This window comes from Rufibacter glacialis, from assembly GCF_008271745.1.
Classification (GTDB): Bacteria; Bacteroidota; Bacteroidia; order Cytophagales; family Hymenobacteraceae; genus Nibribacter; species Nibribacter glacialis.
The window spans coordinates 451,013-472,341 of record NZ_VKKZ01000020.1; the positions used below are offsets into that span (position 1 = coordinate 451,013).

The window sequence follows — 21,329 nt, forward strand, 5'->3', positions numbered from 1 at the left end:
CCCCTTCAAAGGGGGACGAAATTCCGGTGCATTAAAAAAGCTATTGAAGCCCTACGGAACAAGAGATAGGAAAAGAAGGCGAAGGGGCATCCACAAGAGAATGGGCATTCCTCAGGGCTCCAACCTTTACTAAGAAGGCTTACTGATTTTGGGCTTGTTTTTCAGAAAATGCGCAGAAATCAGGTTGGGGAGAACTTTTAGGCCCCGGAAAGGGAACAGTGTAGAATTTTTCCGCATCTTCACGACCGGAAACACTCCTGTTCACGTTTATTTATCCCTCCCATGAAGCGCATTGCCATTTTCCCGGGCTCTTTTGATCCTTTCACCAATGGTCACCATGATGTGGTACAGCGCGGGTGCGAGCTGTTTGACAACATCATCATTGCCATTGGCAACAACAGCAGCAAGAGCAGGTATTTTCCGGTGCAGGAGATGGTTTCAATTATTGAGGGCGTGTTCAAAGACAATCCGCAGGTCTGGGTGCAGGCCTATAAGGGCCTCACCGCCGACTTCGCCAAGGAGGTGGGCGCTAAGTTTCTGCTGCGGGGTTTGCGCAACACGACTGACTTTGAGTATGAGAACACCATTGCGCAGGCCAACCGGCACGTGAACCCAGAGCTAGAGACGGTTTTTCTCATCACCTCGCCCACCCTGGCGGCCATCAACTCCTCCATCATCAGGGAGATCCACCGGTTTGGGGGCAATGTCCAGGATTTTATCCCCTTCCACCTTTCTTCATTGCCTTCAAATAGTCCCGGATAACGAATTGGATGGAGGCATATGACTCGGGTAGAACTTCCAGCACTTCATCTGGGGTCATGAACCGTACTTCCTCAATGAATTCCTCGGCCTGGGGCTTCATGTAGGTATCATCCAGGCACTGCATGGTGAACCAGCTGGTTTTCTTCAGGATTTTGTTTCCCTTGAAGGCGTAGGAGTGCCAGGTATTGGGGAGTTCCCCGGTAATGGCCACCTTGATGTTGCATTCTTCCTCCACTTCCCGCAACGCGCCCAGTTGGGTTTCTTCAGACTTCTTGATCTTTCCCTTGGGTAGATCCCACATGCCCATGCGGTAGATCATCAGGATCTTGCCTTCTTTCACTACCAGGCCACCGGCTGCTTTGATGATCTTGAACTGGTCTTTGAGGTGGTCAATGAGCTTTTTCTTCTTATCGGTGACCAGGGTGAGAGAATCCAGTTTTTTGAGCTTCTTTACTTCCATGAGCCGTACCAGGCGGTCAATGAGCACAGAATCCACGTCCCTGATGAGCACGTCGCCAATCAGGTCTTTGGAGGTGAACTGGTCGTCTTTACCTAGCACCAAATCATATTTGTGCTTAAAGATCTTGTCACTGCTTCTTTTGATGATCAGTGGGATATCGTTGATAAAGACATTCATGCAGGTATCGCTTATGTACGGAGCGTATGGAGATACAAAATAAGAAAGAATTTTCATAGGGCACAAGCCAGGGCGGTGGGGAAAAGATTACTACTATTTGTGTAATTTCGCCCATGCCACAAACTCAAACCGCCGCTCAGATAGCGGCTTACCTTCTGGAATCCCAGGCCGTGCGCCTTCGTCCAGAGCAACCGTTCAAGTGGAGCTCCGGCTGGAACTCCCCTATCTATTGTGATAACCGCGTCACGCTTTCTTATCCGCATATCCGTTCGTTCATTAAAGAGGCGCTGGCCCAGGCCATCCGAGAGCGCTTTTCGGGCGTTCAGGCCATTGCCGGGGTGGCCACTGCTGGCATCGCGCAAGGCGCTTTGGTGGCAGACATCCTCAACTTGCCGTATTTATACGTACGCCCTGAGCCAAAAAGCCATGGAATGGGGAATCAAATTGAAGGAAAAATGGAAAAAGGCCAGCGAATCGTGTTGGTGGAAGACCTGATTTCTACCGGAGGTTCCTCGCTCAAGGCGGCTAAAGCCGTGCAAGCGGCTGGCGGTGACGTTATTGGCATGGCGGCCATCTTCACCTATGGGTTCCAGCAAGCCGAAGACAATTTCGCTGCCGCCGGCATTCCCATGATCTGCCTCAGCCACTACCATGCCCTTCTGGAAACCGCGGCCGCCCAAGGCTACATTTCACCAGAGGCCATCACCACCCTGGAGCAATGGCGCCAACAACCGGAGACGTGGGGGAAATAATTTTTGATTGAATGAATGAGAGATTGAGAGATTGAATGAGTGAGAGATTGAATGATTGAGAGAATGGAAGAATAAAATATTGAAAGGGTGAAAAGGCGTTTTGAGGCTAATTCTCTGGAAACAGGCAAACAAACCTCCAATCCTAAATTATCCGTATTTTATAAACCAATCTCTCACTCATTCAATCATTCAATCTCTCAATATGAAAATCGGCCTTCTCTCAGATACCCACAGTTACCTGGATGACCGCATTCTGGCGCATTTGTCGGGGTGTGATGAGATCTGGCATGCCGGGGATTTTGGCACGGCAGCGGTTTCTGAGCGCCTGTCTGAAATAGCCCTGGTGCGAGGGGTGTATGGCAACATTGACGCTGGAGACGTGCGCGCCCTGCACCCCAAAAACCTACGATTCAACTGCGCCGGGTTGGAGGTCTTGATGACACATATTGGCGGTTACCCCGGCAAATACGCCCCAGAAGTACGTACCCTGCTGAAAGACAAGCTACCAGACCTGTTCATCTGCGGGCATTCGCATATCCTGAAGGTGATGACCGACCCCAAGCATGGGAACTTGCTGCACCTGAACCCCGGGGCGGCGGGCCGGCATGGGTTCCACCAGGTGCGCACCATGATGCGGTTCTCTGTACAGGAGGGCAAGGTGAAGGACCTGCAGGTCATTGAACTGGGCAAGCGGGCATAAAAAAAGTGTGGCCCCAGGGGTCACACTTTCTAGTATCTTCTTGAATGAGTACTCGCGTCCAGTTTGCCGAAAGGCAGTAGGCGAACGAAAAAACGCAGAATTACTCAGCGGTAGCTACGGCAGCGTTTGCAGCTGGAGCGGAAGCGAAACGAGCTTTCAGCTCTTCAACATCTACGTTCTTGATAACTGGAGTAGACAACAATTGCTTAATGATGCGTTGTTTGTTGTTCTGTCTTGCTTTATTCTTGCGGTCTTTTCTTTTTAATCTAGTAACTGCCATCGGTCAATATTTAAAATTGAATCGCAAAAGTAAGTTATTACTTTTACAATCTCAACAATTCAGCTTAAAAAAACACATGAATCCATATATTGACCTTAGAAGCGATACGGTCACCAAACCCACCCCTGCCATGCTGGAAGCCATGTTTCAGGCGCAGGTAGGGGACGATGTATACAGTGAAGACCCCACGGTGAATGAGTTACAGGCCTACGGCGCCCACCTCTTCGGTATGGAGGCCGGCCTCTTCTGCCCTTCCGGCACCATGACCAACCAGATCGCCATTAAATTACACACCCAGCCCCTCTCTGAGGTTATCTGTGAGCGCAACAGCCACATCTACGTGTATGAAGGCGGTGGCATCGCGTTCAACTCGGCAGCCTCGGTGCAATTGCTGGACGGGGTGCGCGGAAAGATTTCGCCGGAGCAGGTAGCGGCAGCCATCAACCCAGACAACATCCACTTCCCGGTAACCAGCTTGGTTTCTTTAGAGAATACCTGCAACAAAGGAGGCGGCTCTTATTATACCCTGCCAGAGATTGCGGCCATCTCAGAGGTCTGCCAAAAGCACCACCTCCCGCTGCACTTAGACGGCGCCCGCGTGTTCAATGCCCTGGTGGCCTCCGGAGAAGAGGCAAGAGAATATGGCCGCTACTTTGACACCATCTCCGTCTGCCTTTCCAAAGGGTTGGGGGCGCCGGTAGGTTCTTTGCTGTTGGGTCCCAAGCCCCTCATAGAGCAAGCCAAACGGGTGCGCAAGGTACTGGGTGGCGGCTGGCGCCAGGCTGGTTTTCTGGCCGCGGCAGGCCTTTACGCGCTCCAAAACCACGTAACCCGTTTGCAGGAGGACCATGACCACGCTACTCTCCTAGGCAACGCCCTGGCGCAGGCGCCATATGTAGCTTCTGTCATGCCCGTAGAGACCAACATCGTCATCTTCACGCTTGCGCCGGAAGTAACCACTGATGCTTTCCTGGGGTACCTGGCGCAGAAAGGCATCCAAGGCACTTCCTTCGGGCCACAGATGATCAGGTTTGTCACCCACTTAGACCTCTCCCCTGACATGGTGACCGCCATTATCCAGGCAATTGAAGGGTATCAGGCATAAAACTGATCAATACCCGGTTTAGCGGCTGTTCTTGGAAAACAGGGGTTAAACCGGGATTGGATTTGGTTTTACTTCTCTTTTATCTGAAAAAAACCAGCGGGAGGAAGATCAGCTAGGAGGCCATAATGAAAAGGTGAAAATTCAAGGAAAAGTACTAGCTTTAAAAGCCAGCAAGGGAAAGCGAACCCCTTTGGTTAAACTGGCGGTAATCCCTGTCCCTGCCTCTGCTACATGAGCCCACGTTTCCTATTTTTGCTGCTTTTTCTTGGAATTCACTTCAATCTGAGAGCCCAGGGCAGCCTTTTTGAACCCGGTTACCTCCTTAAGTCCGGCAATGACACAGTCAAGGGATTCATAGAACGCTCAGATGAGATAAAGCTGAGTCTGGGGATCCATTTTAAAGACGAGGTTTCCGGAGTGGCACGTTATTTTGGCCCCGAGGAACTGGAAGGATTTGGGTTTGAAGGCAGCGGCCTCCATTTTGCCCGGGTCAAGGTAATGATCCGCGCCCTTGCTCCAGCCGATAAAGTGACCCGCTTTGCAAAAAAATTGGTTTCTGGCCACACCAGCCTGTACAAATTACAGCTGCAGGAGCATGAGCAATCTGCCTCCTTCCTGACAGATAACACGCACGTATACGTTGTCAAAAAAGACACCTCTTTCTTCACTCTGGCCCAATATGAACTCACGGCTGCCAACGGAAGAGGCGTAGACAAAAGATATTTGGGCATGCTCACGTTTCTCCTGAAAGATTGCCCGGCTATTCCGGCCTCTGTCCTCGCTACCGTGCCCTTCCAAGATGCCCCGCTGGTACAGCTTCTTCAGAAATACAACACCTGCCTTGATCCAGCTTCGCCCAGCGTAGAACACCATTACACGGTCGCCTCGCAAGTGAAAAAAGGGCCGGAAATGGGATACGCCATGTTGTATACCGCATCAGATATCCCTTTCAGGAACACCAATGGCTATTGGGCGGGTTTTTTCTGGGACGTAACAAAGCCAGACTTAAGCCAACGGATCAGTTCCCGGCTTGGAATCAATTTCCTGCTGATGAATTACGAGCGCCAGCAGGAAATCATCTCCTATGACGGGTCTTTCCATAAACGGGAGCAGGTAACGGAAAAAGACCAGGCCTACTTCCTAAGGATTCCTTTTGCGGTCCAGGTCAATTTACGCCAGGTACCAAAGGCGGCGTTTTCTCCCTTCCTGAACCTTGGCATAACTCCGCAGGTGTCCTTTATCAGAAATCTTGAGCGGTTTGATTACCTGCCGTTTCTCCACCTGGGCGCCGGTGCTTATGTCCGTCAATACAAAGTATCAGTGAGTGTAGAAAATTATGGGATTTCGCCCAAAGCCGACAAGATCTTCTCCATGGGCGTGGGCTATGTGCTGAAAAAAAGAAATCAGGCAATGACTACCCAATAGGGGTCTTCGGCGTGAAAACGATCTTAGGGGAAGGGCTGTTTTTCCCTGCTGTTATCTTAGAAACGGAAGAAAAACAGACAAGGAAGTGGAAAGCTCAGTAACAGAGGGAAATTACTTTTCGGCCTTTGCCCCATTACCGCACCTGTAATCAAAAAAAGGAGTCTATATTATATAAGGTTGTCTCCATGTCATTTTGCCTTCGGCTTTCCCTGGTAAGGGTCTTCCTGGTTCTGGTCCTGCTGGCAAGCGGAGAGACTGCCTTGGGCGTAACCCCCAAAGGGAAAAAGGCGGCCCGTCCTAAGCGATCGCTTCCTTTACTCAAGACCAGCCCCGTTTCCATGTCGCTTGCCGCTTTCTTGGCGGGCAATGACTCTACTTCCTGCGTTTTGCCTTTTACCCGGGCGGGCAACTTGATCCTGCTCCAAGCCCGCGCTGACACCACCCAGGGAACCTTTATCCTGGACACGGGCGCCCAAAACCTGGTGCTGAACATCACCTACTTCCGGGATTACCCTAAAATAAGGGACCCCAACGCCCAACGCACCAGTGTCACGGGAACCGGATCAGAGGTGGTGAAGACCGTTGTCAAAGACTTTTCGTTTGGAACCCTGCGGTACGTGAGGGCTAAGGCAGACTTGGTTCCTTTGGGGCACTTGGAGAACACCAAAGGGGTAAAGATCCTGGGGCTCCTGGGCATGGAGCTCTTCCGGCAATGCGAGATGATCATTGACTATGAACGCAGCCTCATCTACCTGCACAAGATTGGCCGGAAAGAAGAGAACACCTATAGAAGCCGGCAGCTACAAGACACCTCGGCGTATCATACCATTCCCATTGACCTCAAAGACAACCGCATCATTGCCCGAACTGCGCTGGCCGGCAAGAAAATGGAGTTTATCATTGATTGCGGCGCCGAGACCAGCCTCCTAGACAGCCGTCTGCCTGACAAGATCCTGGAGAAGGTGGAGGTAACAGGGCGGGTCTTGCTCACGGGCACTGGTAACAAAAAGGTAGAGGCCTTGCGGGGCGATTTGAAAGGCATCCGGTTTGGCAGACAGGACATTCCCTCGCTGCCGGTTTTGGTCACTAATCTGGAAAACACCTGTTTTTCGTATAACGGGTGTATCAACGGCGTCTTGGGCTTTGACTTCCTGGCGGTGAATAACAATAAAATTGGCTTTAATTTTGTGAGGCGCGAATTATACTTATGGAAGTGAACAGGCATATATTTTCTTCTTGGTCCCGGCTTCTCCGCCTCTGCCGGGTTTCCCTGTTCATCCTGCTTTGGTTCCAACTGCCGGTGAACGGCCAGGACCCGGTTAAGAAATACACCATCAAAGACGGCAAGATGCTGATTGAGCTGGGCAAAGGAATGAGCCCGGCGGCGCTGGACACTTTTTTGGAACAGTTCAACCTCAAAGGCCTGGGCTTCCACCAGTTTTTCCAGACTCGTTCCGCCGATTCGCTGCATCAACAGGGGTGGCGCGTGGAACAGACCAACAGCGGCCAGACGATGTTCAGCAAACCTTTGATGCCGGTGGGGAGCGTGAACAACCCCTTAGACAGAATGATTCTGGCGGGGAAGGAAAACCAAAGCTCCTCCCTCTTCCCGGCCATCAACCGCGGGATCACCTACGGGTACAACCGGTTCCGGAACAAGAACGCCTTCCCGGAGAAAGACTCGGTGGTAACCTTCTACCTCCGCAACGCCTCTCAGGCCAGGCAAGTGTTTCTGGCAGGGAGCTTCAACGCTTGGGCACCGGCCCAACACGCCATGACCAGAACCGACAGCGGCTGGATTGCCCGGGTGGCTCTAGTTCCCGGCAAGCACTGGTATAAGTTTGTGGTAGACGGGAATTGGGTGGTGGACCCAGACAACCAGCTGCGAGAGAATGACGGTTCTGGCAACGTTAACTCGGTCTTTTTCAAAACCAACACGCTTTTCAGACTTCCTTCCTTCCAGAACGCCAAACGAGTGTTTCTAGCCGGTTCTTTCAATAACTGGCGCGAACGGGATTTGCCTCTGGTCAAGACCTCCCGCGGCTGGGAACTGCCCTTGTTCCTGGCCCAGGGCACCCATATTTATAAGTTCATAGTAGACGGGCAGTGGTACCATGACACCGTTAACCCTGAGACCGTGCCCGACGGACACGGAGGCTATAACTCGTTGTTGCGCCTAGGCACCCCGCGGGTGTTCCGGCTAGACGGGTTTCCTAACGCCCAAGAAGTATTTTTGGCGGGGGATTTCAACCACTGGCGCGATTTTGAGCTGCGCATGAAGAAAACGCCCACCGGATGGGAACTGCCCTACACCATTGGCCCCGGCAACTATGCCTATAAGTTCAAGGTAGACGGGAAGTGGGTTCTGGACCCGGCCAACCCCCTCAAAGTAGGTAACCCTGAAGGAACCGGCAATTCCTTCCTGATCGTCTCGCCCAACCACACCTTCCGCCTGAAAAACCACGGCAAGGCCAAGGCAGCCTATGTGGCCGGCGACTTCAACAACTGGGACCCCACCGCCCTGCGCATGACCCGCGAGGGCGAGGACTGGGTTTTCCAGGTGCACCTGCCCGTGGGAAAGAACCGCTACAAGTTCTTCGTGGACGGCGAGTGGATCATTGACCCCAGCAACAAACTCTGGGAACAGAACGAGTACAACACCGGTAATTCCATTATCTGGGTAGAGAACCAGTAGTTTTCCCTAAGGCTCTCAGGAGGTCCTTTAACCAGAAGGCCAACCTAAAATTTTATCTGTCTGGGTTCTCGGCGGGGCCGCTCCCTAACCGCCTCTCGTTTAGTGTCTCTTTTTCAAGAATAGGTAAAAAAGCCCGTCTTAGGCAGCTTTTATGGCCCAAGAGTAGGACAATGAAAACATTTTCCGCCCCGTTCTAATTTATTTAGAGTAACTTTGCAGTCCATAAGACAAATACTACTTATGGCTTCTGCTAAATACATTTTCGTTACGGGGGGCGTGACTTCCTCACTTGGAAAAGGCATCATTTCTGCTTCATTGGCTAAACTTCTGCAAGCGAGAGGCTTCTCTGTAACCATCCAGAAATTCGACCCTTACATCAACATTGACCCGGGTACCCTAAACCCGTATGAGCACGGCGAGTGCTACGTCACGGATGACGGCGCTGAGACCGACCTAGACCTTGGTCACTACGAGCGTTTCCTGAACGTTCCTACCTCTCAGGCTAACAACGTAACCACCGGCCGAATCTACCACAACGTGATCACCCAGGAACGCAAAGGCGCCTACCTGGGGAAAACCGTGCAAGTGGTTCCCCACATCACAGATGAGATCAAGCGCCGCATGCTGGCCTTGGGAGAGACTGGAGAATTTGACGTGGTCATCACCGAGATTGGTGGTTGCGTAGGTGATATTGAGTCTCTGCCGTTCATTGAAGCCGTGCGGCAGCTGCGCTGGGACCTCAACCCCAGTGACTCGGTGGTGATTCACCTTACCCTGCTCCCTTACCTGAAAGCCGCCGGCGAACTTAAAACCAAGCCAACCCAGCACTCGGTGAAAGCCTTGTCTGAGGCCGGCGTACAGCCAGACATCTTGGTGTGCCGCTCAGAATATCCTATTCCCGCAGAAATGCGGAAGAAGATCGCCTTGTTCTGCAACGTGGCCACCAACTCAGTCATTGAGTCATTGGATGCCGAAACCATCTATGACGTGCCGCTTCACATGAAGAAGGAGAAACTGGATGAGCGCGTCATGAAGAAACTCAAGCTCACCAGCCGCCAGGAAATCAACCTGGACTCCTGGAAAGAGTTTTTGGGCCGTCTCAAGAACCCCACCGAAGAAATAAACATTGCCCTGGTAGGGAAATACGTGGAACTGCCAGATGCCTATAAATCCATTATTGAGTCGTTCATCCACGCGGGTGCGGCCAATGAGTGCAAGGTGCACCTGAAAACGATCCAGTCTGAATTCATCTCCCCTGAGAACGTGCACATGCACCTGGAAGGCATGGACGGAGTGCTGGTAGCCCCCGGTTTTGGGGAACGCGGCTTTGAAGGCAAGCTGGAGGCCATCAGGTACGTGCGGGAAAGCAAGATCCCGTTCTTCGGGATTTGCCTGGGTATGCAGTGCGCTGCGGTTGAGTTCGCCCGCAACGTGCTGGGCTTGAAAGACGCGGCCTCCACGGAGATGAATCCTTCTACCCCCCATCCGGTTATTGATATGATGGAAGAGCAGAAGAGCGTGACCGAGAAAGGCGGCACCATGCGGTTGGGCTCTTATGTCTGCGACCTTAAAAAAGGCTCCAAAGCTTTCCAGGCCTATGGCAAGAGCCACATTTTGGAGCGTCACCGTCACCGCTATGAATTCAACAACCAGTACCTGAAAGCTTTTGAAGAAGCTGGCATGGTGGCTTCGGGCATCAACCCAGACACCGGGCTGGTAGAGGTGATTGAACTGCAGAACCACCCATGGTTTGTAGCTGCCCAGTACCACCCAGAGTTAAAGAGCACCGTGCTTACCCCCCACCCGCTGTTCGTTCGCTTTATCAAAGCAGCCATCACCCAATCAAAAAATAAAAACAAATAACAATTAGTATCTCTTATGGATAAAAATTCCGCAATAGGCATGGGCCTGATTGCCGTGATCATACTGGTATACAGTATTTTCTTCATGAAGGAGCCGGTGCAACAACCGGTGCAGAAAGCGAACAAAACCACTACTGCCGCCACCAAGGCCACTCCCACCACCCCAGATGATTCCCTGGCTAACGCTCAGCGTGTGGCGCAACTAGGAGAGTTTGGGGCTTTGGCGACAGGCCAGAACCAAACCACCGTTCTGGAAAACCAGGTACTGCGGGTTTCCTTAGGAAGCCAGGGCGGAAAAGTGGAGGAAGTAGAACTGAAGAACTACAAAACCTGGGACAAGAAGCCGCTGATCTTGTTTGACAAGGAGACGAGCCAGCAGGAATTCTCGTTCCAGACCAAGAACGGGCGCAGCATCCGCCTTTCTGACCTGTTTTTCCAGCCATCTGAGGTGAAGAACCTGACGGTAAATAAAAAACCAGCCAGAAGCATCACGTATACCGCACAGGTGGCCCCGGGCCAAACCATTGAGCAGGTGTATACCCTGCAAGATGATTCTTATGAGGTAGGCTACGCGCTGAACTTCAGAGGAATGGAGGCTGTGGTGGCCCAGCAGCCCGTTGTCCTTACCTGGACGGATGAATTGAAGCGACTGGAAAGGGATATCAAGCAGAACCGCAACCACTCTACTGTAAACTACTACACCGCTGACGGGGATTTTGACTACCTCTCCGCCTCTTCTACCGATCCTGAGTCGGAAAAACTTGAAGAGCCTGTGAAGTGGGTGGCCAACAAGCAGAACTTCTTTACGGCCGCCATCATTGCCCAGAACACGTTCTCTGACGCGCAGGTAAGCAGCTCATTCACGGAGGCTGATACCAGCCAGGTAAAGAACCTGAAGTCCAGGCTTTCCATTCCGGTTTCTGACGCCCTTACGGGAAAGGCGCAGTTCACGTACTTCTTCGGGCCCAACGACTATGACGTGCTCAAGAACGTGACCGAAGGCTTTGACCGGAACCTGGAACTGGGTTGGGGAATCTTCGCCTGGGTGAACAAGCTCCTTATCATCCCGGCATTTGATTTCCTGGAAGACTTTGTGCCTTCCTATGGCATCATCATCATCTTGCTGGTGTTGTACATCAAGCTGATCTTAAGCCCGCTTACCTATAAGTCATACATCTCCATGGCCAAGATGAAGGTCTTGAAGCCGGAGATTGACGTGATCAAGGAGAAGAACGAGGGTGACATGCAGAAGACGCAGGCTGAGACCATGTCGTTGTACTCGAAGATGGGCGTGAACCCGATGAGCGGCTGTATTCCTATGCTGCTGCAGATGCCCATCTTGTTTGCCATGTTCAACTTCTTCCCTAACTCCATTGAACTACGCCAGGAGCCGTTCCTGTGGGCACATGACCTGAGCACGTATGATGTGTTCGCCATGCTGCCGTTCACCATCCCGTTCTATGGAAACCACGTGAGTATGTTCACCCTGCTCATGACGGCCTCTACCATTCTGTACACGTGGTCTAACAACCAGGTGAGCACCATCCAGGGGCCTATGAAGTTCTATTCGTACCTGATGCCCGTGATCTTCATGTTCGTGCTGAACAGTTTCCCGGCAGGTCTTAGCTTCTACTACTTCGTGTCCAACATTGTCACCTTCGGGCAGCAGGCCTTGATCAGGTACTTTGTAGACGAGAACAAGATCCGCCAGAACCTGGAAGAGTACCAGGAGAAGAACAAAGGCAAAGAGCCGAAAGGAGGCTTCCAGAAGCGCCTCCAGGAAGCCATGAAAGCAGCCGCCGAACAAGAGGCCAAACGCAAGAAAGGCACCAAGTAAGCCTCAAAAACCACAGTAAAAAAGCCCGGTATATCCGGGCTTTTTTTGTTTATCTACTTTCTTATCGTTTTTCCAAAACGTGCTAACCCTCAGACAGTTACACTACCACCCTTCCACTAATGATTACGGCAAGGGCTTGCTTTTAATCAGTTCCTGTTTTAGCTACGTTTCCTTCAAAACAAGCCTAAAACATTCTTGGTCCCCTAAGGGAGCGGAGGGATCGATCCAGCCTCCAGCGGCTCTTCGCGTTTTGGTCCTCCATTATGGAAATGACGCAAAAAACGGCCTCCCGTGCTGGGCCTCCACTTTATTTTTAGATCAATTGAAGCCCTTTTCTGGGGAAGCACCTCCAGAAATAGGAAGGCTTTCTCGTTTTGTTTTACCCGTTCTTTCGCTCCCCGGCAGGGATCCCTTAGGGTCTGCCAGAGCGGCGGCCCAGCGGAAAGAACAGGCTATTTACCTGCTACCCTTACCGCCACCTAAAACGATAAATACCAGGCTTCTAGCTTTACCCTGTTCAAGAAGCTGACAAAGCCGGATTTCAGGCTGAATTGGGGATAAATAACTGCAAACTGTTAATAAGTCGGGGTTAAAAGTCTCTTCAAATTCCCTTATCTTTGTAGAAGCGGATGCTGTATTTCCTTGTGAAACGACACCTTGGCAAAAGAAAGATGAAAATTACTTATTACGGACAATCTTGTTTTCTCTTCGAGATGGGAGGAACCAACGTGCTGCTGGACCCTTTCATTTCTCCTAACCCTTTAGCCTCAGAAATTGATATAGACAGCATTTCCTGTGACTATATCCTGTTGTCGCACGGGCATGCAGACCACGTGGCAGATGCCGAGTACCTGCTCAAGAAAACCGGGGCTACCCTGGTGGCCACGTTTGAGATTGTGACCTGGTATCAGAAAAAGGGTATTGAGAACGTTCACTCCATGAACACCGGTGGCAAGGTGCATCTGCCCTTCGGCACGGTGAAGATGGTGAATGCTATTCACTCCAGCTCTTTGCCAGACGGGTCTTATGCGGGAAGTGCTGCCGGCTTCGTGATCCAGAGCGCAGACAAGACGTTCTATTACGCCGGAGACACCGCCCTGCACCTGGACATGAAATTGATTGGCGAGCGCTACCACCTGGATTTCGCGCTTCTGCCCATTGGTGACAACTTCACCATGGATGTGGAAGATGCGTTAGTGGCCGCTAATTACGTAAACACGAAAAAAATCATCGGGATGCATTATGACACCTTCCCGTACATAGAAATTGATCATGTGGAGGCCCTGGAACTAGCCCGGCGCCAGCAGAAGGAGTTGATTTTGATGGAGATTGGTCAAACCATAGAACTGTAACCTGTAGAATGGGAAAGATAATTGCCGTTGCCAACCAGAAAGGTGGAGTAGGGAAAACCACTTCGGCCATTAACCTGGCAGCCAGCTTAGCCGCTTTAGAATATAAGACCCTGTTGGTAGATGCTGACCCGCAGGCCAATGCCACCTCTGGCATAGGGTTTGACCCGAAAGACATTGAGAACAGCATCTACGAGTGCATGGTAGACGGGGTGAAGACCGAAGACATCATCATGTCCTCGCCCATTGATTTCCTGGACCTGATCCCCTCGCACATTGACTTGGTGGGGGCTGAGGTAGAGATGATCAACCTGCCTAACCGCGAAGACAAGATGAAGCAGGTGCTGGTGCCCCTCAAGGAGAAGTATGACTTCATCATCATTGACTGCTCTCCTTCTTTGGGCCTCATCACGGTGAACTCCCTGACGGCCGCAGACTCAGTGATCATTCCGGTGCAGTGCGAGTACTTTGCCCTGGAAGGCCTTGGCAAGCTACTGAACACCATCAAGATTATCCAGTCGCGCCTGAACCCAGACCTGGAGATTGAGGGCCTGCTGCTGACCATGTATGACGTTCGTCTGCGCCTGTCTAACCAGGTGGTGGAGGAAGTGAAGATGCACTTCCAGCAGATGGTGTTTGACACCATCATTCCCCGGAACGTGAAGTTGAGTGAATCTCCAAGTTTTGGAGTACCGGTTATTCTCCATGACGCGGAAAGCAAGGGAGCCATCAGTTACCTGAACCTGGCGCGCGAGATTGTGGAGAAAAACGGGGTAGCCGTTGTCCAATAGTACCTTTAGCTTAAATCATCTACATGTCTGATAATTCAGCCAAGAAAAAACCAAGTGGCCTTGGAAGAGGCCTCAATGCCTTGATTACGGGCAGCTATGACCGCAAGCCCGAAACAGTTTCTCCCACCCCCACCTTAACCGCCGTCAATACAATCGCAGATATAAGCTTAACCCAGATTGAGACCAACCCTTTCCAGCCGCGTACCCACTTTGATCAGGTGGCACTGGAAGAATTGGCTGAGTCTATCCGCATCCAGGGCATTATCCAGCCCATCACGGTACGCCAGCTAAGTGCCGACGCGTATCAATTGATCTCTGGTGAGCGCCGTTATCAGGCTGCTAAATTAGCGGGCCTTGATACCATACCGGCCTATATCAGAAAAGCCAATGACCAGCAGATGCTGGAAATGGCCTTGATTGAGAACATCCAGCGTGAAAACCTCAACGCCATAGAGATTGCCCTCAGTTACCAGCGCCTTTTATCTGAATGTGACCTGAAACAGGAAGAACTGGGCGAGCGCGTGGGTAAGAAACGCACCACGGTCACCAATTACCTGCGGCTGCTTAAATTGCCCCCAGATATCCAGATCGGGATCCGGGACAACCTTATTTCCATGGGCCACGCCCGCGCCATCATCAACATTGATGACGTGGAGAAACAGCTGGAGGTGTACCGCAAGATCGTGAACGAGGAGCTGTCGGTACGCAAGGTGGAGGAACTGGTGCGCAACATCAACCTGCAGAACAAAAAGCCAGACCCACAGACTAAACTAGACCTTCACCCGTTAGAGAACGAAGTGAAGCGGGTAGAGTCACGGCTTTCCTCTTACTTTGGCACCCGCATACACGTGAAGGCCTCTCCTGAGGGCAAAGGGGAAATCAAGATCCCGTTTGTGTCAGTAGACGAGCTGAACCGTATCCTGGAAATCTTAAATTACGCCTAACATGCGGCAGTTCGCGGCCCTGTTCCTGTTTGTTGGTTTTTCTTTTTGCAGCAGCACCGGCACCGCGCAGGTGGTTACGGCCGGTCCAGATTCTGTCGTGGTCTCCGGAGCTAAGGCCCAAACAGATACCTTAGAACTTCCCAAGCCCAAGAATGTGAAGGAAGCGATAGGGAGATGGAGCAAGCCGGCCCAAGCTGCCTTTTATTCAGCCGTGGTGCCGGGCTTGGGACAGGCCTATAACAAGAGTTACTGGAAAATCCCTCTGGTTTACGCCACCGGAGCAGTTATTGGGTACTTCATCTATGACAACAACCGGAAGTACCAGGATTATGCCTCAGCGCTGCGGATCAGGCTTGATGGAAACCCAAACACCATAGATCCTTATTCTAATACGTATGGCTTTGCAGAAGGCTTAGCCAATAATCAAGGAACCATCAACCTTCGAAGATTTAGAGACTTCCATCGTAAATACCGCGATTTGGATATCATTCTAGGTGTACTGGCCTGGGGTCTGAACATCATGGAAGCGCACGTAGATGCACACTTAAGGGCCTTTGACGTAAGTGAAGACCTTTCACTTGAATTGAAACCAAACCTACAACCGCTGCGCGGCACCCCCTCCTATTCAGCAGGCCTGTCTCTCCAATTGAACCTGAAATAACATTATGCGCATATTACTCATTGGGTACGGCAAAATGGGACAAACCATTGAGCGCCTGGCCCTGGCCAAAGGCCATGAGATTGTAGGAGCCCTTACCGTAGAAGAGGCAGGCAGATTAGCCTCTTTCACCTCAGACCAGGTAGACGTCGCCATAGAATTCACTTCCCCTCACGCGGCCCTTGGTAATATCCTGACCTGTATTAAGAACAAAATTCCGGTAGTGGTGGGTACCACCGGCTGGTTGCAGCACCTGCCGCAGATAGAAGAAAAATGCCAGGAGTTGCAAGGCACCCTTTTCTATGCCTCCAACTTCAGTGTGGGCGTGAACCTGTTTTTCCATTTCAATGAGTACGTGGCCCAGAAAATGCAGCAGTACCCTGAATATGGCGTGCAGGTGAAGGAGATCCACCACGTGCACAAGTTGGACAAACCCAGCGGCACCGCCCTCTCCATAGCAGACGGTATTCTAAAGCATTTTCCGCAGAAACAGGGTTGGGTCAATGAAGTCACGGTGGCTCCAGAGCTATTAGGCGTGATTTCTGAGCGCGAAGGTGAAGTTGTAGGAACCCACATTGTGCAATACACCTCAGAAAACGATACCTTTGAATTACACCACATTGCCCACAGCAGAGAAGGGTTTGCCTCTGGTGCCCTGTTGGCGGCGGAATGGCTTCCGGGCCGGACGGGCATATTTGGCATGAACGACCTGCTACAACTCTAAACTTGATTGCATGAGCATCCGTTTTTGGACTAAGAAAGAAACCAAGCCCAAACAGAAGAAAGGCTTTTTCAGAGAATGGGGAGACGCCATTCTCTTTGCCGTAGTAGCGGCTACGTTGATCCGGTGGGCTACTTTTGAGGCGTATACCATTCCTACCCCTTCCATGGAGAAGACCTTGCTGGTGGGGGATTACCTCTTCGTGAGCAAATTGCATTATGGGCCCCGCACCCCCATTACCCCCTTGCAGGTGCCGTTGACCCACCAGACCATCTGGGGAACCAACATTCCCTCCTATTCAGATGCCATTCAGCTCAAGTCGTATCGCTTGCCCGGTTTCACCACCGTGAAGAACGATGACGTGGTGGTGTTCAACTGGCCCGCTGACACCCAGCACCCCACAGACCTGCGCATGAACTACATCAAACGCTGCATTGGCATTGCCGGTGACAAGATTGAGATGCGCGACATGCAAGTGTACATCAATGACAAGTTGATGCCGGAACCGGAAAAAGTGCAGTACGCCTACGGCCTCCTGACCACTACGCCCATCAACGACAAGTTTTTCAAAGAGAACGACATCACCGATGTGCAGGCGGCCTACGGCGGTATTGGCTACGTGGTAAACACCACGCCTGCCATGGCTGAAAAGCTGAAAGGTTATGATTTCATCAAGGAGGTAGTGTTGTACAAAGACAGCATAGGATCAGTGAGGGCCGAGGTTTTCCCTTTCAAGCCGTCCATGTACCCCTACAACAAAGACAACTTCGGGCCTTTCGTCATTCCCAAAGAAGGCATGACGGTAAACATCACGCCTCAAACCATTCCTTTCTATGAAATGGCCATCCGGAAATACGAAGGCTTCAAAGAAAACGAGGTAGCTGTCTCTGATGACAAGATCCTCATCAACGGCCAGGAGATCAAAGAGTACACCTTCAAACAAAACTACTACTGGATGATGGGAGACAACCGCCATAACTCAGAAGATTCCCGCTTTTGGGGTTTCGTACCGGAAGACCACGTGGTGGGAAAAGCGGTGCTGATCTGGATGTCAGCGGATCCAACTGAGACCCTGTTCAACAAAATTCGGTGGAGCCGCATTTTCAAAGGCATTGAATAAGCACCTCTGGTTTAGGACTCCTTTTTAGGAAAATAGGCCTTAAACAGAAAAAAAGGAGCATCAAAAAGGGCGGCTACATAAGTAGTCGCCCTTTTTGATGCTCCTTTTTTGGTAAAGCGTATTTTGCACTATATTGGTTGTTGATTAAGCCCCACTGCCATGCGATTTCTCCTGCTGTTACTCATTTCTTTCCTCTTGTTCTCCCAGGTGGCCCAAGCGCAAGGGGCTACAGAATCCTCCCCCTCCTCCTGGATCAGGGTAAACCAGCTGGGGTATCTGCCGCATTCCATCAAAGTAGCGGTATTAGCTTCCAAGCAGGACCAACCCATTACCTCCTTTACCCTGCATGACGCCCAAACCCATAAAAGGGTTCTGAAAAGCACCAAAGTCACGGGATACGGCGCCTATGCTGCCTTTACCTCAACGTACCGGCTGGATTTCTCCCAAGTCAGCAAACCCGGCTCCTATTACCTGAAGGTAAACGACACCCGTTCCCCCAGCTTTTCCATCGGGCCTAAGGTATATGACCAGACTGCGGATTTCCTGCTTCGGTACATGCGCCAGCAGCGGTGCGGCTTTAACCCTTTCCTGAAAGACTCCTGCCATACCAAAGACGGGTTTGTGGTGTTTCACCCAGACAAAAAAGTGGATTCAACCTTTATTGACGCCACTGGGGGCTGGCATGATGCCTCTGATTATCTGCAATATGTGACTACCTCGGCCAACGCTACCTTTCAGCTGCTGTTCGCCTACCAGCAGAACCCAGGGGCGTTTGGCGATGAATTCAAGGCCAACGGCTTGCCAGGTGCCAATGGTATTCCAGACATATTGGATGAGGCCAAATGGGGCCTGGACTGGCTCCTGAAAATGTATCCCAAAGCAGACCTCATGTTCAACCAGATAGCGGATGACCGGGACCACGCCGGGTACCGGCTGCCCAACCATGACCTGGTGGACTATGGCAAGGGCCCAGGCAAGGGGCGCCCGGTATATGTTGTCACTGGCCAACCCCAGGGCTCTTTCAACTACCAGAACCGCTCCACCGGCGTGGCCTCCACTGCGGGCAAATTCTCCTCGGCGTTTAGCCTGGGAGCCCAGGTCCTGGCTAAACTAGACCCGGCCTTTGCCAAAGAACTTCAGACCAAGGCCCAGCAAGCCTATGACTTTGGGGCGGCAAGGCCAGGTGTCAGTCAAACGGCTCCCGGGCGGGCGCCTTATTTCTATGAGGAAGACAATTGGGCCGATGATATGGAATTGGCCGCCGTGCAGCTCTCGCGGCTTACAGGCCAGAAGCTCTTTTTAAACCAAGCCGCCACATACGGAAGAATGGAGCCGCTCACTCCCTGGTTGGGGAAAGACACTGCCCGGCATTATCAGTGGTACCCGTTCATCAATTTAGGCCACTACTACCTGGCTTCCGCTGGTGAGGAAGGCACCCGTAAAGAGTTTTTGCAGAATCTACGGGCGGGTTTAGAGGCGGTTCAGCAACGCGGCCAGGGAAACGCCTTTCTCATGGGTGTTCCTTTTATCTGGTGCTCTAACAACCTGGTGGCGGGACTGGCCACGCAGGCCATGCTGTACCGGCAGCTCACCGGCGACCTTCGCTTCAACCAGATGGAGGCTTCTTTACGCGACTGGCTTTTAGGAACTAACCCGTGGGGCACCAGCATGATCATTGGGCTGCCCCGCAAAGGAGAAACGCCTGAGAATCCTCATTCTTCCCTTTCCCTGCTGAAGGGGTACCGCCTGGATGGTGGCTTGGTAGACGGCCCTGTCTACAACAGTATTTACAGCAACCTCAAGGGGTTGAAACTGGACGCTCCTGATGAATTCGCTCCCTTTCAATCTTCTTTGGCGGTGTACCATGATGACCACGGCGACTATTCCACCAATGAACCTACCATGGACGGCACCGCCAGCCTTAGCTTTTTGTTTTCTGCCTTGCAGATGGAAGGGCGCACGAAAGGCAGCGTGGTAAAAAAAAAGTAACCACCTTTCAGGGAGCTATCATTAGAGGGGACACAGCGGAAAAGAAACTTGCTCTTCTCTTCACAGGCCATGAATTTGCGGATGGCTACCCCACTATCCGGAAGGCGCTGCGGAAGAACAACGTCAAAGCCTCCTTTTTCCTGACGGGCGATTTCTACCGGAACCCTGCTTTTGCCAAGGTCATCAAAGGGCTGAAAAAGGAAGGCCACTTCCTGGGCGCCCATTCAGACCGGCACCTGCTGTACAATGACTGGGGCAAGAGAGACTCCTTATTGGTAACTAAGGAAACATTCACTACAGACTTGCTGGCCAATTATGCGGAGATGGCCAAATTCGGGATTAAGAGGGAAGCCGCTCCTTTCTTCCTGCCCCCGTATGAGTGGTATAACCAGCAAATTGCGGACTGGTGCCAGGAGACGGGGTTCACCCTGATCAACTACACGCCGGGTACCCTCTCCCACGCAGACTATACCTATCCCAGCCTAGGCAAACAGTACCGTACCAGTGAGTTTATATACACTTCCATCCTTAACCAGGAACAAAAGGACCCACACGGGCTGAATGGGTATTTGCTGTTACTGCACCTCGGCACAGACCCAGCCCGCACCGACAAATTCTACCACCGGCTAGACGAACTGCTCCAGGAACTAACCCGCCGCGGATATCAAATGGCTCCTTTGCAGGAGGTCATCCAGTAGTTTCGTTTTAAGACTTGTTTTCAAAAAAGGCTGCTAAAACCGATGAATAAGGATTTGGTGGGCTGTTCGTCTCCCCCTCGGTTTCCATTTTAAGATGGTTTCTCCTTCCTCAAAGGCTCAACGAATTAAGGACCCTTTTTAGGAAAACAAAGCATAGAAAACCCGCCTCCTTAGTTAGTGTGATCACCAACCAAGGAGGCGGGTTTTAAGGATCTATTCTGAAAAAAATATTCAAAATGGGGAGACAAGGAACCTTCCTTTAGGCACCAAACCCTTCCCTCCTTTTTAGCTTGTTTCTTGAAAATGCACCTGAAACCAAGGAGTATTACCAGTCAATCTCTGGCAGGCCATGCTGGTGCAGGTAGGCATTGGCTTTGCTGAAGTGGCGGGTGCCAAAGAACCCTTTGTCGGCCGCAAACGGTGAGGGGTGGGCCGCCTTCAATACCAGGTGTTTTTTCTCATCAATGATCAACCCTTTCTTCTGGGCATAGGCACCCCACAGCAGAAACACCACGTGCTCTTTCTCGTCAGAGACTTTCTTGATAACGGCATCTGTGAATTCCTCCCACCCTTTCTTCTGGTGGGAGCCAGCGGTGTGGGCGCGTACCGTCAAGGTGGCATTCAGCAAGAGAACCCCCTGCTCCGCCCAGCGCTCCAGGTTCCCTGACCGGGGAATGGGTTTACCCAGATCAGCTTCTATCTCTTTAAATATGTTAAGCAGAGAAGGGGGCGTGCGCATACCGTCTGCCACAGAGAAAGCCAGGCCATTGGCTTGGCCAGGGCCATGGTACGGGTCTTGACCCAGGATCACTACCCGCACCTTGTCAAAGGGGCATTCATCAAAGGCATGGAAGATTTGCCGCCCCGGCGGATAGACCTCGGTAGTGGTGTATTCGGTCTTCACAAACGAGATCAGGTTCTGGAAGTAAGGCTTCTCAAATTCGTCCTGCAGCACCTGTTGCCAACTGTTTTCAATTTTTACCTGCATAGAAGAGGTATCAGTT

General features: G+C 51.7%; 20 protein-coding genes. 17 read left to right on the top strand and 3 right to left on the bottom strand.

The genetic code is table 11. The features are described 5' to 3' along the window. The first annotated feature begins 282 nt into the window (after positions 1 to 282). Positions 283 to 762, top strand: a complete 480-nt coding sequence (gene coaD, locus FOE74_RS10130; protein WP_149098480.1) for a pantetheine-phosphate adenylyltransferase — start codon at positions 283 to 285, stop codon at positions 760 to 762. Here the strand turns inward: coaD and FOE74_RS10135 are convergent. Next, positions 716 to 1,399, bottom strand: coding sequence for an NUDIX hydrolase (locus FOE74_RS10135; protein ID WP_149098481.1), 684 nt, complete (start codon positions 1,397 to 1,399; stop codon positions 716 to 718). The two genes, coaD and FOE74_RS10135, sit on opposite strands and share 47 nt — an antisense overlap. 113 nt (positions 1,400 to 1,512) lie before the next feature. Between FOE74_RS10135 and pyrE the strand changes: the two genes are divergently transcribed. Continuing rightward, a complete protein-coding gene (gene pyrE / locus FOE74_RS10140) occupies positions 1,513 to 2,151 on the top strand; it encodes an orotate phosphoribosyltransferase (protein ID WP_149098482.1) in 639 nt (212 codons plus the stop codon). A gap of 202 nt (positions 2,152 to 2,353) precedes the next feature. Further along, the gene (locus FOE74_RS10145; protein WP_149098483.1) at positions 2,354 to 2,851 is read left to right on the top strand and encodes a metallophosphoesterase family protein; all 498 of its coding nucleotides are present in this window, start codon (positions 2,354 to 2,356) and stop codon (positions 2,849 to 2,851) included. Between the two features lie 100 nt (positions 2,852 to 2,951). Here FOE74_RS10145 and FOE74_RS10150 read toward each other — a convergent pair whose 3' ends face one another. Continuing rightward, positions 2,952 to 3,131, bottom strand: a complete 180-nt coding sequence (locus FOE74_RS10150) for a hypothetical protein (protein WP_149098484.1) — start codon at positions 3,129 to 3,131, stop codon at positions 2,952 to 2,954. A gap of 76 nt (positions 3,132 to 3,207) precedes the next feature. Here FOE74_RS10150 and FOE74_RS10155 point away from each other — a divergent pair, with 76 nt between their 5' ends. The 14 genes from FOE74_RS10155 to FOE74_RS21465 all read left to right on the top strand — a co-directional run bounded on the left by FOE74_RS10155 (position 3,208) and on the right by FOE74_RS21465 (position 20,325). Further along, on the top strand, positions 3,208 to 4,236 hold the full coding sequence (locus tag FOE74_RS10155; RefSeq protein WP_149098485.1) for a threonine aldolase family protein: 1,029 nt from the start codon (positions 3,208 to 3,210) through the stop codon (positions 4,234 to 4,236). Positions 4,237 to 4,488: 252 nt separating this feature from the next. Further along, on the top strand, positions 4,489 to 5,661 hold the full coding sequence (locus FOE74_RS10160; protein ID WP_192576605.1) for a hypothetical protein: 1,173 nt from the start codon (positions 4,489 to 4,491) through the stop codon (positions 5,659 to 5,661). Between the two features lie 185 nt (positions 5,662 to 5,846). Next, on the top strand, positions 5,847 to 6,878 hold the full coding sequence (locus FOE74_RS10165; protein WP_149098487.1) for an aspartyl protease family protein: 1,032 nt from the start codon (positions 5,847 to 5,849) through the stop codon (positions 6,876 to 6,878). Next, complete coding sequence (locus FOE74_RS10170; protein ID WP_188686574.1) at positions 6,875 to 8,356, top strand: glycogen-binding domain-containing protein; 1,482 nt, start codon at positions 6,875 to 6,877, stop codon at positions 8,354 to 8,356. Before FOE74_RS10165 ends, FOE74_RS10170 begins: the two co-directional genes overlap by 4 nt. A 240-nt stretch (positions 8,357 to 8,596) precedes the next feature. Beyond that, a complete protein-coding gene (locus tag FOE74_RS10175) occupies positions 8,597 to 10,219 on the top strand; it encodes a CTP synthase (RefSeq protein WP_149098489.1) in 1,623 nt (540 codons plus the stop codon). Positions 10,220 to 10,234: 15 nt separating this feature from the next. After that, the gene (gene yidC / locus FOE74_RS10180; RefSeq protein WP_149098490.1) at positions 10,235 to 12,055 is read left to right on the top strand and encodes a membrane protein insertase YidC; all 1,821 of its coding nucleotides are present in this window, start codon (positions 10,235 to 10,237) and stop codon (positions 12,053 to 12,055) included. A gap of 671 nt (positions 12,056 to 12,726) precedes the next feature. After that, a complete protein-coding gene (locus FOE74_RS10185) occupies positions 12,727 to 13,407 on the top strand; it encodes a metal-dependent hydrolase (RefSeq protein ID WP_149098491.1) in 681 nt (226 codons plus the stop codon). Between the two features lie 8 nt (positions 13,408 to 13,415). Continuing rightward, a complete protein-coding gene (locus FOE74_RS10190) occupies positions 13,416 to 14,195 on the top strand; it encodes a ParA family protein (protein WP_149098492.1) in 780 nt (259 codons plus the stop codon). A gap of 23 nt (positions 14,196 to 14,218) precedes the next feature. Next, complete coding sequence (locus tag FOE74_RS10195; protein WP_149098493.1) at positions 14,219 to 15,139, top strand: ParB/RepB/Spo0J family partition protein; 921 nt, start codon at positions 14,219 to 14,221, stop codon at positions 15,137 to 15,139. A 1-nt stretch (position 15,140) separates the two neighbouring features. Then, the gene (locus tag FOE74_RS10200; protein ID WP_149098494.1) at positions 15,141 to 15,800 is read left to right on the top strand and encodes a DUF5683 domain-containing protein; all 660 of its coding nucleotides are present in this window, start codon (positions 15,141 to 15,143) and stop codon (positions 15,798 to 15,800) included. Between the two features lie 4 nt (positions 15,801 to 15,804). Beyond that, positions 15,805 to 16,521, top strand: a complete 717-nt coding sequence (dapB, locus tag FOE74_RS10205) for a 4-hydroxy-tetrahydrodipicolinate reductase (protein ID WP_149098495.1) — start codon at positions 15,805 to 15,807, stop codon at positions 16,519 to 16,521. A gap of 10 nt (positions 16,522 to 16,531) precedes the next feature. Further along, positions 16,532 to 17,638, top strand: coding sequence for a signal peptidase I (gene lepB, locus FOE74_RS10210; protein ID WP_149098496.1), 1,107 nt, complete (start codon positions 16,532 to 16,534; stop codon positions 17,636 to 17,638). A 159-nt stretch (positions 17,639 to 17,797) separates the two neighbouring features. Further along, the gene (locus FOE74_RS10215) at positions 17,798 to 19,627 is read left to right on the top strand and encodes a glycoside hydrolase family 9 protein (RefSeq protein WP_225840765.1); all 1,830 of its coding nucleotides are present in this window, start codon (positions 17,798 to 17,800) and stop codon (positions 19,625 to 19,627) included. Between the two features lie 20 nt (positions 19,628 to 19,647). Beyond that, positions 19,648 to 20,325, top strand: a complete 678-nt coding sequence (locus tag FOE74_RS21465) for a polysaccharide deacetylase family protein (RefSeq protein WP_225840781.1) — start codon at positions 19,648 to 19,650, stop codon at positions 20,323 to 20,325. Between the two features lie 325 nt (positions 20,326 to 20,650). On the opposite strand, the gene ung is transcribed toward FOE74_RS21465, so the two are convergent. Further along, positions 20,651 to 21,313, bottom strand: coding sequence for a uracil-DNA glycosylase (gene ung / locus FOE74_RS10220; RefSeq protein WP_149098497.1), 663 nt, complete (start codon positions 21,311 to 21,313; stop codon positions 20,651 to 20,653). Positions 21,314 to 21,329: the final 16 nt, after the last annotated feature.